Consider the following 15,591-nt stretch of genomic DNA (forward strand, 5'->3'; position numbering starts at 1 on the left):
TGAATTATTAGGATACATTTTCATGTCCCGCTCCCTGGCCGGCGCCCTGGCCCATAACTTCCTCGGGCAATCGCCCCGCTGGTACAAGGCCACCCTGTGCCTGTTCCTGCTGCTCAATCCGCTGCTGCTGTTCACCCTCGGGCCGGTGGTCACCGGTTGGGTGCTGGTGATCGAGTTCATCTTTACCCTGGGCATGGCGCTCAAATGCTACCCGTTGATGCCGGGCGGCCTGCTGGTGGCCGAAGCCCTGGTGCTGGGCATGACCACGCCGCAGGCGCTGTATGACGAGCTGCAGCACAACTTCCCGGTGATTCTGCTGCTGATGTTCATGGTCGCCGGGATCTACTTCATGAAGGATCTGCTGCTGTTCGTGTTCTCGCGGATTCTACTGGGGGTGCGCTCCAAGGCATTGCTGGCCTTGATGTTCTGTTTCCTTTCGGCCTTTCTGTCGGCGTTTCTCGATGCGCTGACCGTTACCGCAGTGATTATCAGCGCAGCGGTCGGCTTTTACTCGGTGTACCACCGGGTCGCTTCGGGGACCAACCCGCGCGAAGACTCGAACCTGGCCAGCGATCAAGACATCGCTCAACTGCAGCGCGACGACCTGCAACAGTTTCGCGCCTTCCTGCGCAGCCTGCTGATGCATGGCGCTGTCGGCACCGCGCTGGGTGGCGTCTGCACCCTGGTCGGCGAGCCGCAGAACCTGCTGATTGGCCACGAGATGGGCTGGCACTTCGGCGACTTCTTCCTCAAGGTCGCCCCGGTGTCCCTGCCGGTGCTGGCCGCCGGCCTGGTGACCTGTGTATTGCTGGAGAAATTGCGCTGGTTCGGCTATGGCACCCTGCTGCCAGATAACGTGCGTCAGGTGCTGGCCGCCTACGCCGCCGAAGACGATGCCCAGCGCACCTCGCAGCAACGTGCTGCGCTGCTGGTGCAAGGGCTGGCCGCACTGATCCTGATTGTCGCCCTGGGCCTGCATATCGCTGAGGTGGGCCTGATCGGTCTGCTGGTGATCGTGCTGATCACCGCCTTCACCGGCATCACCGACGAGCACCGCCTGGGCCGTGCGTTCCAGGATGCCATGCCGTTTACCGCGCTACTGGTGGTGTTCTTTGCGGTGGTCGCGGTGATTCATGACCAGCAGCTGTTCACCCCGCTGATCCAGTGGGTGCTGGCGCTGCCGACCGAGCAGCAACCGGGCATGCTGTTCATTGCCAACGGCTTGCTCTCGGCCATCAGCGACAACGTGTTTGTCGCCACCATTTACATCACCGAGGTCAAACAGGCGTTCCTCAACGGCCACATGAGCCGCGAGCACTTCGAGACCCTGGCCGTGGCAATCAACACCGGCACCAACCTGCCGAGTGTGGCGACCCCCAATGGTCAGGCAGCGTTCCTGTTTCTGCTGACCTCGGCGATTGCGCCGCTGATTCGCCTGTCGTACGGGCGGATGGTATGGATGGCCTTGCCTTACACCGTGGTGATGGGCGGCTTGGGTTGGTGGGCGGTGACTTACTGGTTATAGCGGTCTTATCGCGGGGCAAGCCCGCTCCCACCGGTGGGAGCGGGCTTGCCCCGCGATGCTTTCCACACTCACCCGATCGGATGCCACACCCGCCGATCCCGGGCCAGCAACTCATCAGCCGCCGCCGGCCCGTCCTCCCCGGCGGCATAGGGCTGAACCTCCCCACCCTCCTTCCACGCATCGAGAAACGGCTGCACCGCCCGCCAACCGTTCTCGATGTTGTCGGCGCGCTGAAACAGTGTCTGATCCCCGGTCAGGCAGTCATAGATCAGGGTCTCGTAGCCCGTCGAAGGCTGCATCTTGAAGAAGTCCTTGTAGGCAAACCCCAGCTCGATGTTCTCCATCGCCAACGCCGGCCCCGGGCGCTTGGCCTGCAAGTCGAACCACATCCCTTCGTTGGGCTGGATCTGGATACGCAGGTAGTTGGGCTGCAACCGCTCGACCTCGGTATCGCGAAACTGCGCATACGGCGCCGGCTTGAAGCAGATGGCGATTTCCGTGTCGCGCACACTCATGCGCTTGCCGGTGCGTAGATAGAACGGCACACCGACCCAGCGCCAGTTATCGATCATGACCTTCAGCGCCACGTAGGTTTCCGTCTGACTCTGCGGATCGACCCGCGGCTCCTCGCGGTAGCCGGGCAGCTGCTTGCGCCCTTGCTTGCCTGCGGTGTACTGACCACGCACCGAGTGCTTCAGGGCCATGGTCCTGGACCAGGGCCGTATGGCGCCGATGACCTTGGCCTTTTCACTGCGCACCGCGTCGGCACCGAATGCCGCCGGTGGCTCCATCGCCACCATGGCCAGCAGCTGGAACAGATGGTTGGGTACCATGTCGCGCAGGGCACCGGTGCTGTCATAGAAGGCGCCGCGGCTTTCCACGCCGACGGTCTCGGCGGCGGTGATCTGTACATGATCGATGTAATGGTTGTTCCAGAACGCTTCGAAAATACCGTTGGAGAAGCGGCTGACGAGGATGTTCTGCACCGTCTCTTTGCCCAGGTAGTGATCGATACGGTAGATCTGCTTTTCGCTCATGACCTTGAGCAGGCAGGCGTTGAGCGCCTCGGCGCTGGCAAGGTCCGAACCAAAGGGTTTTTCCACCACCACCCGGCGAAATCCCTCGCTTTCATCAAGTAGCCCGGCTGCGCCCAGGCGCTGAACGACTTCGCTGAAAAAGCGGGGTGAGGTGGCCAGGTAAAACACCGCGTTGGCGCTGGGGTTGCTCTCGATGCGCCGGGCAATGGCCTGATAGGTGGCGTCGTCGAGAAAGTCGCCGGTCTGGTAGCCGATGCGTTTGGCCAGACGGCTCCAGCGTTTCTCATCCAGACAGTTGGCGCCCTGGCTGGCGTTGTCGCGTTCACGCATGAAGGCTTCCAGGCGTGCGGCGAACTCGGCGTCGCTGGCGGCGTTGTGGTCCACCCCGACAATCCGCAGGTTTTTATCCAGTAGTCCGTCGCGGCTCAAGTTGTAAAGGGCCGGCATCAACAGGCGCTTGACCAGGTCGCCATTGGCGCCGAACAGAAAGAGCGTACAAGGTGGCGCAGCTTCAATCGATGTATTGCTCATTCGGCTTTCTTCTCGACGTGACCACCAAAGCCAAAGCGCATGGCCGACAGCATCCGGTCTGCATAGGTGCCCTGTTGCTGGCGCGAGCGAAAACGCGCGAACAAGGCGCTGGACAGTACCGGTACGGGAACGGCCTGCTCCACCGCGGCATCGATAGTCCAGCGCCCTTCACCACTGTCGGCCACCGAGCCGCTGTAGTCGCTGAGCTGCGGGTCGGCCACCAGTGCGTCAGCGGTCAGGTCCAGCAACCACGAGGTGACCACGCTGCCACGCCGCCAGACTTCGGCGATCTCGGCCACATCCAGGTCAAAGCGCTGCTCAACCGGTAAGGCCTCGCTGCCCTTGCTCTTGAGGATGTCGAAGCCTTCGGCATAAGCCTGCATCAAACCGTATTCAATGCCGTTATGGATCATCTTCACATAATGGCCAGCACCGGCCGGGCCGGCATGGATGTAGCCCTGTTCGGCGCGTCCGGCCGGGCCCTGACGACCGCGGGTACGGGGAATGTTGCCGAGCCCGGGGGCCAGGGTGGCGAACAGCGGATCGAGGCGCTCGACCACGGCTTTCTCACCGCCGATCATCATGCAATAACCCCGATCGAGCCCCCAGACACCGCCCGAGGTGCCGACATCAATGTAGTGCAACTGACGTTTGCCCAGCTGCGCGGCGCGGCGGATGTCGTCCTTGTAGAAGGTATTGCCGCCATCGATGATCACATCGTCGGCATCGAGCATGTCCGCCAACTGGGCGATGGTCTGCTCAGTCGCCTCGCCGGCAGGCAGCATGACCCACACCGCCCGCGGTTTCTTCAGTTTGGCCACCAGCGCGCCAAGATCGTGGGCGCCATTGGCGCCCTCCTCCTCCAGTGTTTTCACGGCACTGTGGTCGCGGTCATGCACCACCGTGCTATGCCCGCCGCGGATCAAGCGTCTTGCAATATTGCCGCCCATGCGGCCCAGCCCCACGATTCCCAGTTGCATGTGCCGATGCTCCCGTAGCTGATGAAAACTGAACGTTCAGGCCTTCAAGGTTAGTCCAGCCTGCGCCTGCCTGGTTCATTGACGAACGGCAAGACAGCGCCAAACAAAAAAGTTCCCATGGTGGGAAAAAGAATTCAGAATCGCGTCCGACCGAGCGGCTACGCTTGTAACAACGACCAGCCCTTCGCGAGGTATGCAATGGCCACCCTTCTCCCAAAAATGCCGCCCCAGACCCTTTACGTTACGGTTCACCGGGATGAGCTACGCCGTTTGCGCGAAGAACGCGACCGCCTCCAGCAGCAAGTGGCGCAGCTGAGCCAGCAATTGCAGCAAGCCCAGGCGGGCACCCCAACCACACTCGCTTGAACCCTCCATAAGGCGGTCTGGTGCGCTTTGCCGGCAAACGGCGAGGCGCCAGTGCGCTTACCTGAAAGTAAAGTGACCAGCGGGTCACATTTTTCACACTATCTCTCCTACACTCAGTATTCGGCCACGAGATTGTCCGGAAAATACGACAGAAAAAAGTCGAACTTTCTGAAATCGCAGTAGGTCAGCAAGTAATGAAGCCTACGTTTGCGGACATCCGCGCGAGGCCCCAACACCCCATTTCGCTTCACCACGCCGTCGGCTGGATCGCCGCATCGCGTAGCGCTTGCGCGCAAGATTTACGGGCATGGATGCAAGGTTGCTTCCCACACAGAGAGACGCTTAGCAGACACACAACAACGGGTGCCCACACCCGCCACATAGGGACGGAGAGAAGTATGATCAGTGCCGCTGTCGAACCTCATGTAGAGCATTTCACCCCGGACAACCGTGCGTCTGTGACCACGGACTTCAACACGACAGCCAAGGCACCCGGCGCCGATTCCCGGCACAATCCGAACAAGCGCAAAGTCTTGTTCGTCACTTCGGAAATCGCCGATCTGGTCAAGACCGGCGGCCTGGGCGACGTCTCCGCCGCCCTGCCGCGGGCGATGCGTCATCTGCATGATGTACGCGTGTTGATCCCCGGTTACCCGCAGGTACTGGAAAGCGAAAACCCCATTCACCTGGTCGGTGAACTGGGCGGGCATGCGGCCTTGCCGCCGTGCAAGATCGGACGCATGGACCTGGCCGACGGCCTGGTCATCTATGTGCTGATCTGCCCGGAGCTGTATCAACGCGAAGGCACTCCCTATGGTGCCAACAACGGCCGTGACTGGCCGGACAATCACATCCGCTTCGCCCGCCTGGGCCTGGCTGCCGCCGAGATCGCCGCCGGTGAAGGCATGGTCCACTGGAAGCCCGACCTGGTCCATGCCCATGACTGGCCCGCCGGCCTGGCCCCGGCCTACATGCACTGGCGCGGCCTGCAAACCCCGACCCTGTTCACCATCCACAACCTGGCGTACCAGGGTGTGGTCAGCCGCGCCTGCTGCCCGGAACTGGCGATTCCCGCCCACGCCCTGCAGCAGGAGGGCATGGAGTTCTACGGCAAGCTGTCGTTCCTCAAGGCCGGCCTGGCCTACTCCAGCCATATCACCACGGTCAGCGCCACCTACGCCCGGGAAATCACCACCCCGGCCTTCGGCTGCGGCCTCGATGGCTTTCTCGGCAGCAAGGCACAGCAAGGCCTGCTCAGCGGCATTCCCAACGGCATCGACGAAAGCTGGGATTCGGCCAGCGACCCGCATCTGGCCCACCCATTCAGCCTCAATGACTGGGACGGCAAGGCGGTCAACAGCCGTCAGGTGCGTGAGCTGTTCGAGCTCAAGCCGTCCACCGGGCCACTGTTTGCCGTAGTCTCCCGGCTGGTCTACCAGAAAGGCCTGGACCTGACCCTCGGGGTGGCTGACTACATCGTCAGCCAGGGTGGCCAGATCGCGATCATCGGCCGTGGCGAGCCGGAAGAAGAACAGGCCATGCGCGAACTGGCCCTGCGTCACCCCGGGCAGATCGGCGTGCGCATTGGCTTCAACGAAACCGATGCGCGGCGCATGTTCGCCGGCAGTGACTTTCTGCTGATGCCGTCGCGCTACGAGCCCTGTGGCCTGAGCCAGATGTATGCGCAACGCTTCGGCTCGCTGCCGGTCGCGCGCAACACCGGCGGCCTGGCCGACACCATTGAAAACGGTGTCACCGGCTTTCTGTTCGATGAGTCGACGGTTGAAAGCTACCGCGAAGCGCTCAGCCGGGCGTTCTATGTGTACGGCAAAAAGGACCTGCTCGGCGCCATGCGCTGCCTGGCCATGACCCAGCCGTTCAACTGGTGCCAGGCGGTGGAACCCTATGCACGGTTGTACGAGGAACTGGTCGAGCGGGCGCAGGTGACAGGACGCTGAGCACGAGGTGGCAGGTATGCCCTTGAGGTCAGATCACTTCGCGACCCACGGGGCCGTGATGCTCGACAGCAACACCGTACGCTTCGCGCTGTGGGCACCCGATGCCCACAGCGTCGAGGTGTGCCTGCTGCCCGACCAGCGCCTGGCGTTGCAGCGCGGGGCCGATGGCTGGTTTCGCGGTCGCTGCCCGGCGACTGCTGGCAGCCGCTATCGCTATTGCATTGACGGCGAACTGCAAGTGGCTGACCCGGCGTCGCGCTTTCAACCCGAAGGCGTGCACGGCCCCAGCCAGGTCGTCGACCTTGCTGCCTACCCTTGGCAGCACCGCCATTGGCAAGGCCGCCCTTGGCATCAGGCGGTGATCTACGAACTGCATGTCGGTCTCATGGGCGGCTACGCGCAGGTGATCGAGCAGTTGCCACGGCTGGCGGCACTGGGTGTGACCGCCATCGAGCTGATGCCCCTTGGCCAGTTTCCCGGTGAGCGCAACTGGGGTTATGACGGCGTGCTGCCCTTCGCCCCGCAACACAGCTACGGCACGCCGGAGCAACTGTGTCAGCTGATCGACCAGGCCCATGGTCTTGGTCTGATGGTGCTGCTGGATGTGGTCTACAACCACTTCGGCCCGGACGGCAATTACCTCCATCACTATGCCAGCGCGTTCTTTCATCAGGAGCGGAGTATCCCTTGGGGCGCCGCCATTGACTTTCGCCGCCGCCAGGTGCGTGACTTCTTTATCGAAAATGCATTGATGTGGCTGCATGACTATCGCTTCGACGGCTTGCGCCTGGATGCGGTGCACGCCATTGATGATGCGGATTTTCTCCATGCCTTCAGCCAGCGTGTGCGTCGCACCATCGCGGCGGGTAGATACGTCTGGCTGACAATTGAAAATGAGCACAACCAGGCAAGCCTGCTCGAAGGCGTGTTCGACGGCCAGTGGAACGATGACGGCCATAACGCCTTGCACGTCCTGCTGACCGGGGAAGATGAAGCCTACTATGCCGACTACAGCCAGGCGCCGATGCACAAGCTGGCCAGATGCCTGAGTCAGGGTTTCGTCTTCCAGGGTGAGCCTGACCGCAATGGCCGTCCCCGTGGCGAAGCCAGCGCCCACCTGCCGCCCAGCGCCTTCGTGCTGTTCCTGCAGAACCACGATCAGGTCGGCAACCGCGCTCTAGGCGAGCGCCTGACCCGGCTCTGCCCGCCTCAAGCGCTACGCGCTGCCACCACACTACTGTTGCTGTCACCGATGATTCCGTTGCTGTTCATGGGCGAAGAATGGGGCAGCGAACAGCCGTTCCTGTTCTTTACCGACCATCACGATGCCCTGGCCGATGCCGTACGCGAAGGACGGCGGGCCGAGTTTGCCGGGTTCAAGGCCTACGCCGACGCTGGGCAAAGGGCGGCAATCGCCGACCCTAACGCCCTGGCCACCTACTCTGATTCGCGCCCGCGCGTGCCCGACGATCCACATCCCCCCTGGCAAACGTTCTACCAACAGTTGTTGCACCTGCGCCATCTACACATCACTCCCCACCTGCCCGGCTGCCGTGCCCTGGGAGCAGAAGTGATAGCTGACAAAGCCCTCACCGCGCGCTGGCGCCTGGCCGATGGTCGCGAACTGCGCATCGACCTTAACCTCGGCGAGTCTGCGGTGCCGTGCAGGCTGCCCGATGCCTCGACACACCTGTACTACTGCGCAGACGAATCAGCGCAAAGCCACCAACTGGGCGCTTACTCCACCCTGGTCAGCCTGCTACCTCCCCATACGCCGGAGCGTGTCCATGACTGATGCCCTTTTGCAGCAACTGGCCGAACTGGCAGGTGTTGCCGTGAACTGGATTGACGCCAACGGTCGGGCGCAACGCGTCAGCGACCCGGCCTTGCGCCAGGTCCTGGCCGGGCTCGGTCATCCAGCCGACGACACCCAGCGCATTACCGCCAGCCTGCAAGCGCTCAAAGTTGCCCATGATGCCCGGCACCTGCCGCCGCTGTTTACTGTCGATGTGCAGCAGGCACTGGACCTGTCGGCCTACTTTGCCGCTGCCAGCGCTTGCCGGGTCGTGCAGGAAGACGGCACCGAACAACAGCTGCAACTGGATGCCGACAGCGCGCTCCCTGCGGGGCTACCGATCGGCTACCACCGGCTGGAGATCGGCGACCGGCACTTTACCCTCGCTGTCGCCCCGACACGCTGCTTCAGCCTGCAGGATGCCCTCGGCTCCCCAACACCCCGCTGCTGGGGTATCAGCGCGCAGCTGTACAGCCTGCGCCGTGGCGGTGATGGTGGTTTCGGCGACTGCCTGGCGCTGGAACAACTGGCCCGCAGCGCCGCCGAACGGGGTGCCGATGCATTGGCCATCAGCCCGCTGCACGCCATGTTCGCCAGCGATACCCGGCGCTACAGTCCGTATTCGCCGTCCAGCCGCTTGTGGCTCAACAGTGTCTACGCCAGCCCCTCCGCCCTGCTGGGTGAACGCGCCGTGCGCATGGCGATAGAGACCCTGGGGCTGGAGGCGCAACTGCGGCAACTCGAACAACAACCCCTGATCGACTGGCCGACGGCTGCAGCTGCACGCTACCAGGTGCTGCGCCTGCTGTTTGAAGACTTCATCGATGGCGACGATCCGCTACGGGCCGACTTCGACAGCTACCGCGAAAAGGCCGGCGCCGCCCTGGAGCGCCACTGCTATTTTGAAGCACTGCTGGAGCAGGCCGAGGGCCGGGGGCTAAGCCCGGACTGGCGGCAATGGCCGGCGGCCTGGCACGACCCGCACAGCCCCGAAGTGCGCATTTTTGCCGAACAGAATGCCCAGCAGATCCAGTTTCATGCCTTCTGCCAATGGTTGATCGAACGCAGCCTGCAGCGTGCCCAGGACGCCGCTCGCAGCAACGGCATGGCCATCGGCCTGATCGCTGACCTGGCGGTCGGTGCCGACGGTGCCGGCAGCCAGGCCTGGAGCCGCCAGGATGAACTGCTGGCTGAGCTCAACGTTGGCGCCCCGCCCGATATCCTCAATCGCTCGGGGCAGAACTGGGGGATCTGCGCCTTCTCGCCCGAAGGTTTGCGGCGCAGTGGCTACCGCGCCTTTATCGAGATGCTGCGGGCCAACTTTGCCCATGCCGGTGGCTTGCGCATCGACCATGTCATGGGTTTGCAGCGCCTGTGGCTGATTCCCCAGGGCGCCCATGCCAGTGAAGGCGCGTACCTCAACTACCCGCTGGACGATCTGTTGCGCCTGCTGTGCCTGGAGTCGGTGCGCCACCGCGCCATTGTGCTCGGCGAAGACCTCGGCACCGTGCCGGAAGGCTTGCGGGAAAAACTCGCCCAGCGCGCCATTCTCGGCATGCGCGTGCTGCAATTCGAGCAGGACCCGCCCGGCCACTTCAAGCCCATCCTCGACTGGCCGGACAATGCCCTGGCCACCTCCAGCACCCATGACCTGCCGCCCCTGGCCGGCTGGCTGCAGGCCCGCGACATCGATTGGAACCAGCGTCTGGCGCTGATCGACGCCATCACCGAACGGCACTGGCGCGACACCCGTCAGCAGGAGCGTCAGGGCCTGCAACAGACCCTTGAGCGCAATTACAGCGTACAACCCGACAGTGATGGCCTGATCGATGCCTGCATCCGTTACCTGGGACATACCCGCGCGCCCCTGGTGCTGATACCGCTGGAAGACCTGCTGGGCATCGACGAACAACCCAACCTACCCGGCACCGTCGACACGCATCCGAACTGGCGCCGACGGTTTTCCCTGCCAGCCAGCGCACTGCTGGACGATGCCGATGCCGCGAGGCGCCTGGAGCTGCTGGCCCAGGCCCGTGAGCAGGCCTGGGAGCGCGACCGTTGAACGCCTTGAATGCCACCCTGCGCCTGCAGTTTCATGCTGGCTTTACCCTCGACGATGCGCTGGCGCTGGTGCCCTACTTCGCCCGCCTGGGCATCAGCCACCTGTACGCCTCGCCGCTGCTCAGTGCGCGACCCGGCTCGCTGCATGGCTACGACGTGATCGACCCGACCCGGGTCAACCCGGCACTCGGCGGCGAAGCGGCACTGATCAGGCTGGTAGCGGCATTGCGCCTGCATGGCATGGGCCTGATACTCGACATCGTCTCCAACCACATGGCCGTTGGCAGTGACAACCCCTGGTGGCAAGACCTGCTGAGCTGGGGCCGGCGCAGCCGCTACAGCACGTTCTTCGATATCCAGTGGCACTCTGCCGATCCCTTGCTCGAAGGCCAGCTGCTGTTGCCGTTCCTCGCCAGTGACTACGGCGCAGTCCTGCAGGCCGGCGACATTCCGCTGTGCTTCCAGGCCAGCGCGGGCAGTTTCCACATCCGTCACCATGAGCACCGCTTTCCGGTCTGCCCGGCCGACTACGGACAGATCCTCTGCCTGAGTGACAACCCTGCAGTGCAAGCCCTGGGCACGCGCTTTGACGCTTTGCACAGCGATACTCAGGCCACTGAAAAGGCCGTATTGCTGCAACAGGAACTGCTGGCGCTGGCCACAACGGTTTCGCTCGACAGCCTGCTCGATGCCTTTGACGGGCGCACAGCGACAGGCTTCGAGCGCCTGCACCGCCTGCTCGAACAGCAGGCCTATCGCCTGGCCAGCTGGCGCACCGCCGCCGACGACATCAATTGGCGGCGCTTTTTCGACATCAACGAACTGGCCGGCCTGCGGGTCGAGCGCAGCGAGGTGTTCGAAGCCACGCATCAGAAGATTTTCGAGCTGATCCGCACGGGCCTGGTCGATGGCCTGCGCATCGATCATATCGACGGTCTTGCCGATCCCCGTGGTTATTGCCGCAAACTGCGCAGGCGCGTCGATGCCCTGTTGGCTCAGCGGCCGCTGGGTGCCGCGCTGGAACACCTGCCAATCTACGTCGAGAAGATCCTCGGCGCTAACGAACAGTTGCACCGTGACTGGGGGGTGGATGGCACCACCGGCTATGAGTTCATGAACCAGGTCAGCCTGCTGCAACACGACCCGCAAGGCGAAGACATCCTCAACGAAGCCTGGACTGCCCTCAGTGAACGCCCGGCGTTTGCCGAAGAGCTGCGTCTGGCCCGCCAGCAGGTGCTCACCACCAGCCTGGCCGGAGACTTCGAATCGGTTGCCCAGGCCTTGCTGCAGGTCGCCCGCGACGACCTGATGAGCCGTGACCTGACCCTGGGCGCGATTCGCCGGGCACTGCAGGCACTGGTCGAGCATTACCCGGTGTACCGCACTTATCTGCATGCTGGCGGACGCAGCGACGACGATCTGCCGTTCTTCAACCATGCCATGGCGGCTGCCCGGCAGAATCTGAGCGAAGGCGACTGGCCTGTGCTCGACTCGCTGCAGCGCTGGCTTGGCGGCCAACCCTGGCGCAGCCTGCCACCCGGCCCGTCACGCAAACACCTGCGCCACGCCTGCATCCGCTTTCAGCAACTGACCGCACCGACCGCCGCCAAAGCCGTCGAAGACACCGCTTTCTACCGCTCGGCCTTACTCCTGTCACGCAATGACGTAGGCTTTGATGCCGAGCATTTCAGCGCACCGCTCGCGGCCTTTCACCAGGCATGTGAACAGCGCCAGCAACAGTTCCCGCACAACCTGCTGTGCACCGCCACCCACGATCACAAGCGCGGTGAAGACAGCCGTGCGCGCCTGGCAGTGCTGAGCGAACGTAGCCGCTGGTTGGTCAGCCGGGTCGAGCACTGGCGTGAACTGGCCGCGCCGCTGCGCAGCACGCTGGCCGATGGCGAGGCGCCGAGCCCGGGGGATGAATGGCTGCTGTACCAGACCTTGCTGGGCAGCTGGCCCCTGGACCTGAACGAAGACGATCCGCTGGCGCTGCAGGCTTATGTCGAGCGGCTGCTGCAATGGCAACGCAAGGCCCTGCGTGAAGCCAAATTGCGCAGCAGCTGGAGCGCGCCGAACGACGTCTACGAACACGCGTGCCAGGCCTTCATCCGTGGTCTGCTGCAAGACCGGCAGAACCAGCAACTGCGCCACTCCCTGGCTCAGGCGGCGCAGTCCATCGCCTGCGCCGGCGCCTTGAACGGCCTCGCCCAGTGCCTGTTGCGCATGACCGTCCCCGGCGTGCCCGACCTGTACCAGGGCAATGAGTTCTGGGACCTGAGCCTGGTCGATCCGGACAACCGTCGCGCGGTGGACTTTACTGCCCGGCGCCAGGCGCTGGACGACAGCACCAACACCGCGCAGCTGCTCCAGGATTGGCGCAGCGGGCGGGTCAAGCAGGCGCTGATCAGCCAGGTGCTGCAACGGCGCCAGCAGTACCCCGAACTGTTCAGCCAGGGCCGCTACCTGCCACTGCAGGTGCAGGGTAGACACGCCGCACAGGTACTGGCCTTCGCTCGCATCGGTGACGCGGCGCGAGCCATCGTGATTGTGCCGCGCCTGGCCTGCGGCTTGCTTGCTGATACCCCGATTCCGTTGATCCCGGCACACCACTGGGAAGATACCCGGCTGCTGTTGCCGTTTACCTTGTCACCTGCCCATTGCTCGGGACTTTTTGCCGGTAGCGTAGTCACAGCCTCAAAGGAGCTGTTACTCAGCGCTGCACTCAAGGAGTTTCCGGTCAACCTGTTGATTGATCATGCCTAAACCCTCAGGAGCGTCGAGATGAGTATCGAAGAAAAACGTGTCCGTGAATTTGCCTACCAGATCTGGGAATCGGAGGGTAAGCCCGAAGGCCAGGAATCCCGGCACTGGGAAATGGCACGCAAACTCGCCGAGGCCGAAGCCCTGGCGCCCAAGGCGACGCCGCGCAAGGCCAGGGCCAAACCGGCTGCACCGGCGTCGCCGCCGAGCAAACCGGCCGCGGTGAAGAAGCCGCGGGCGAGCAGGAAGCCGCCGGTTGCATGAGCCTTTTCGCGGGGCAAGCCCGCTCCCACCGAGAACTGGTGGGGGCAACTGACTTGTAGGAGCGGACTGCCCTGTGGGAGCGGGCTTGCCCCGCGATTAACCAGACCGATCAAGGAGCACCATGAAAAAGCCCGCCCCTGTCGTCGAACCCTCACGAATCCGCGAAGGCCTGCCCTTTCCGCTGGGCGCCACGTGGGACGGCCTGGGGGTCAACTTCGCGCTGTTCTCCGCCCACGCCACCAAGGTCGAGCTGTGCCTGTTCGACGCCAGCGGCGAGGTTGAACTCGAACGCATCGAACTGCCGGAATACACCGACGAAATCTTCCACGGCTACCTGCCCGATGCCCATCCCGGGCAGATCTACGGCTACCGCGTACACGGTCCCTATGAGCCGCAGAACGGTCACCGCTTCAACCCCAACAAGCTGCTGATCGACCCTTACGCCAAACAACTGGTGGGCAGCCTGAAATGGTCCGAAGCGCTGTTTGGCTACACCATTGGCCACGCCGATGGCGACCTCAGTTTCGATAAGCGCGACAGCGCGCCGTTCGTGCCCAAGTGCAAGGTCATCGACCCGGCTTACACCTGGGGCCGCGACCAGCGTGTCGGGGTGCCCTGGGACCGCACCATCCTCTATGAAGCCCATGTACGTGGCATCAGCATGCGCCATCCGGCGGTGCCGGAGAGTAACCGCGGCACCTTTGCCGGATTGATGTGCGACGATTTGCTCGAGCACATCAAGCAGCTGGGCGTTTCTTCCATCGAGCTGTTGCCGATCCATGCCTTCGTCAACGACCAGCACTTGCTGCAAAAGGGTCTGAACAACTACTGGGGCTACAACAGCATCGCCTTCTTCGCCCCGCATCCGCGCTACCTGGCCAACGGCAAGATCGCCGAGTTCAAGGAGATGGTCGCGCACCTGCACAATGCCGGCCTGGAGGTGATCCTCGATGTGGTCTACAACCACACCGCCGAAGGCAACGAACTGGGCCCGACCCTGTCCATGCGTGGTATCGACAACGCCTCCTACTATCGCCTGAGACCCGACGACAAGCGCTACTACATCAACGATTCGGGCACCGGCAACACCCTGGACCTGAGCCACCCCTGCGTGCTGCAACTGGTCACCGACTCGCTGCGCTACTGGGCCGGCGAGATGCATGTGGACGGTTTTCGCTTCGACCTGGCGACCATCCTTGGCCGTTACCACGAAGGCTTCGACGAGCGTCACAGCTTCCTCGTGGCCTGTCGCCAGGACCCGCTGCTCAGCCAGGTCAAGCTGATTGCCGAGCCCTGGGACTGCGGCCCCGGCGGCTATCAGGTGGGTAATTTCGCCCCCGGCTGGGCCGAGTGGAACGACCGCTTTCGCGACACCGTGCGCGCCTTCTGGAAAGGCGATGAAGGCCAGCTGGCCGACTTCGCCGCACGCATGACCGCCTCTGGCGAGCTGTTCAACCGTCGCGGACGGCGGCCCTACGCCTCGATCAATTTCGTCACCGCGCACGACGGCTTCACCCTGCGCGATCTGGTTTCGTACAACGACAAGCACAACGAAGACAACGACGAAAACAACGAGGATGGCAGCAATCACAACATCTCCTGGAACCACGGCGTCGAAGGCGCCACCGATGATCCCGACATCAACGCCCTGCGCCTGCGCCAGATGCGCAACTTCTTCGCCACCTTGCTGCTGGCCCAGGGCACGCCGATGATCGTCGCCGGCGACGAGTTCAGCCGCACCCAGCACGGCAACAACAATGCCTACTGCCAGGACAGCGAAATCGGCTGGGTCAACTGGCAGCTGGATGACGAGGGCGCGGCGCTGCTCAAGTTCGTCAAACGCCTGACCAAACTGCGTCTGGCTTACCCGGTGTTGCGCCGCTCACGCTTTCTGGTCGGCGACTACAATGAGGCAATCGGGGTCAAGGACGTCACCTGGCTGGCGCCAGACGCCAGCGAGATGAGTGTCGAGCAATGGCAGGACAGTCAGGGCCGTTGCCTGGGCATGTTGATGGATGGTCGCGCCCAGGTCAGCGGTATCCAGCGCCCGGGGGCGGATGCCACCTTGTTGCTGATCGTCAATGCCCATCACGACGCGCTGGCCTTCACCCTGCCACAGGTGCCTGAAGGTCAACACTGGAACTGCCTGATCGACACCGATCGGCCACAATTGCGCAAGGGTGAACGGCATGGCTTCGACAGCCCGTTGCAGGTGCAAGGACGTTCGCTGGTACTGCTGGAGCTGCACCCCGAAGACGACAGTTGAACAGCGGGAACCGACGCCTTCGGAGCCGGTCCCATGCAGTAGGCT

General features: G+C 63.4%; 9 protein-coding genes and 1 pseudogene. 8 read left to right on the plus strand and 2 right to left on the minus strand.

Going from position 1 to position 15,591, the window contains the following annotated elements; all coding sequences use genetic code 11:
• Positions 1-22 precede the first annotated feature (22 nt).
• Complete coding sequence (gene nhaB, locus NPS47_RS00245; RefSeq protein WP_274293135.1) at positions 23-1,525, plus strand: sodium/proton antiporter NhaB; 1,503 nt, start codon at positions 23-25, stop codon at positions 1,523-1,525.
• A 68-nt stretch (positions 1,526-1,593) separates the two neighbouring features.
• Here nhaB and zwf read toward each other — a convergent pair whose 3' ends face one another.
• Positions 1,594-3,093 carry a glucose-6-phosphate dehydrogenase gene (gene zwf, locus NPS47_RS00250; RefSeq protein ID WP_274293136.1) on the minus strand — a complete coding sequence of 500 codons (1,500 nt, stop codon included), beginning with the start codon at positions 3,091-3,093 and terminating at the stop codon, positions 1,594-1,596.
• Positions 3,090-4,082: pseudogene (gene gnd / locus NPS47_RS00255) on the minus strand (phosphogluconate dehydrogenase (NAD(+)-dependent, decarboxylating)); the annotation flags it as partial. The pseudogene gnd and the gene zwf, both read right to left, overlap by 4 nt.
• A gap of 189 nt (positions 4,083-4,271) precedes the next feature.
• Here gnd and NPS47_RS00260 point away from each other — a divergent pair.
• The 7 genes from NPS47_RS00260 to glgX all read left to right on the plus strand — a co-directional run bounded on the left by NPS47_RS00260 (position 4,272) and on the right by glgX (position 15,546).
• Positions 4,272-4,439: a DUF6026 family protein gene (locus tag NPS47_RS00260; RefSeq protein ID WP_274293137.1), complete on the plus strand. Its 168-nt coding sequence runs from the start codon at positions 4,272-4,274 to the stop codon at positions 4,437-4,439.
• Positions 4,440-4,837: 398 nt separating this feature from the next.
• The gene (gene glgA / locus NPS47_RS00265; RefSeq protein WP_274293138.1) at positions 4,838-6,397 is read left to right on the plus strand and encodes a glycogen synthase GlgA; all 1,560 of its coding nucleotides are present in this window, start codon (positions 4,838-4,840) and stop codon (positions 6,395-6,397) included.
• 16 nt (positions 6,398-6,413) lie between these two features.
• Complete coding sequence (gene treZ, locus NPS47_RS00270; RefSeq protein WP_274293139.1) at positions 6,414-8,192, plus strand: malto-oligosyltrehalose trehalohydrolase; 1,779 nt, start codon at positions 6,414-6,416, stop codon at positions 8,190-8,192.
• Positions 8,185-10,254 (plus strand): 4-alpha-glucanotransferase, encoded by a 2,070-nt coding sequence (gene malQ / locus NPS47_RS00275; RefSeq protein WP_274293140.1) that lies wholly within the window; start codon positions 8,185-8,187, stop codon positions 10,252-10,254. The genes treZ and malQ overlap by 8 nt, the downstream gene beginning before the upstream one ends.
• Positions 10,251-13,019, plus strand: a complete 2,769-nt coding sequence (locus tag NPS47_RS00280; protein WP_274293141.1) for a malto-oligosyltrehalose synthase — start codon at positions 10,251-10,253, stop codon at positions 13,017-13,019. Before malQ ends, NPS47_RS00280 begins: the two co-directional genes overlap by 4 nt.
• An 18-nt stretch (positions 13,020-13,037) precedes the next feature.
• The gene (locus NPS47_RS00285) at positions 13,038-13,280 is read left to right on the plus strand and encodes a DUF2934 domain-containing protein (RefSeq protein ID WP_274293142.1); all 243 of its coding nucleotides are present in this window, start codon (positions 13,038-13,040) and stop codon (positions 13,278-13,280) included.
• Between the two features lie 121 nt (positions 13,281-13,401).
• Positions 13,402-15,546: a glycogen debranching protein GlgX gene (gene glgX / locus NPS47_RS00290; protein WP_274293143.1), complete on the plus strand. Its 2,145-nt coding sequence runs from the start codon at positions 13,402-13,404 to the stop codon at positions 15,544-15,546.
• Positions 15,547-15,591 lie beyond the last annotated feature (45 nt).

Origin of the sequence: Pseudomonas putida (assembly GCF_028682475.1) — a bacterium.
GTDB classification, from domain to species: Bacteria; Pseudomonadota; Gammaproteobacteria; order Pseudomonadales; family Pseudomonadaceae; genus Aquipseudomonas; species Aquipseudomonas putida_AG.

Bases quoted from the DNA above. Each gene is read 5' to 3' on its own strand.
- nhaB (WP_274293135.1), top strand. From the start codon at position 23: ATGTCCCGCTCCCTGGCCGGCGCCCTGGCCCATAACTTCCTCGGGCAA.
- zwf (WP_274293136.1), bottom strand. From the start codon at position 3,093: ATGAGCAATACATCGATTGAAGCTGCGCCACCTTGTACGCTCTTTCTG.
- NPS47_RS00260 (WP_274293137.1), top strand. From the start codon at position 4,272: ATGGCCACCCTTCTCCCAAAAATGCCGCCCCAGACCCTTTACGTTACG.
- glgA (WP_274293138.1), top strand. From the start codon at position 4,838: ATGATCAGTGCCGCTGTCGAACCTCATGTAGAGCATTTCACCCCGGAC.
- treZ (WP_274293139.1), top strand. From the start codon at position 6,414: ATGCCCTTGAGGTCAGATCACTTCGCGACCCACGGGGCCGTGATGCTC.
- malQ (WP_274293140.1), top strand. From the start codon at position 8,185: ATGACTGATGCCCTTTTGCAGCAACTGGCCGAACTGGCAGGTGTTGCC.
- NPS47_RS00285 (WP_274293142.1), top strand. From the start codon at position 13,038: ATGAGTATCGAAGAAAAACGTGTCCGTGAATTTGCCTACCAGATCTGG.
- glgX (WP_274293143.1), top strand. From the start codon at position 13,402: ATGAAAAAGCCCGCCCCTGTCGTCGAACCCTCACGAATCCGCGAAGGC.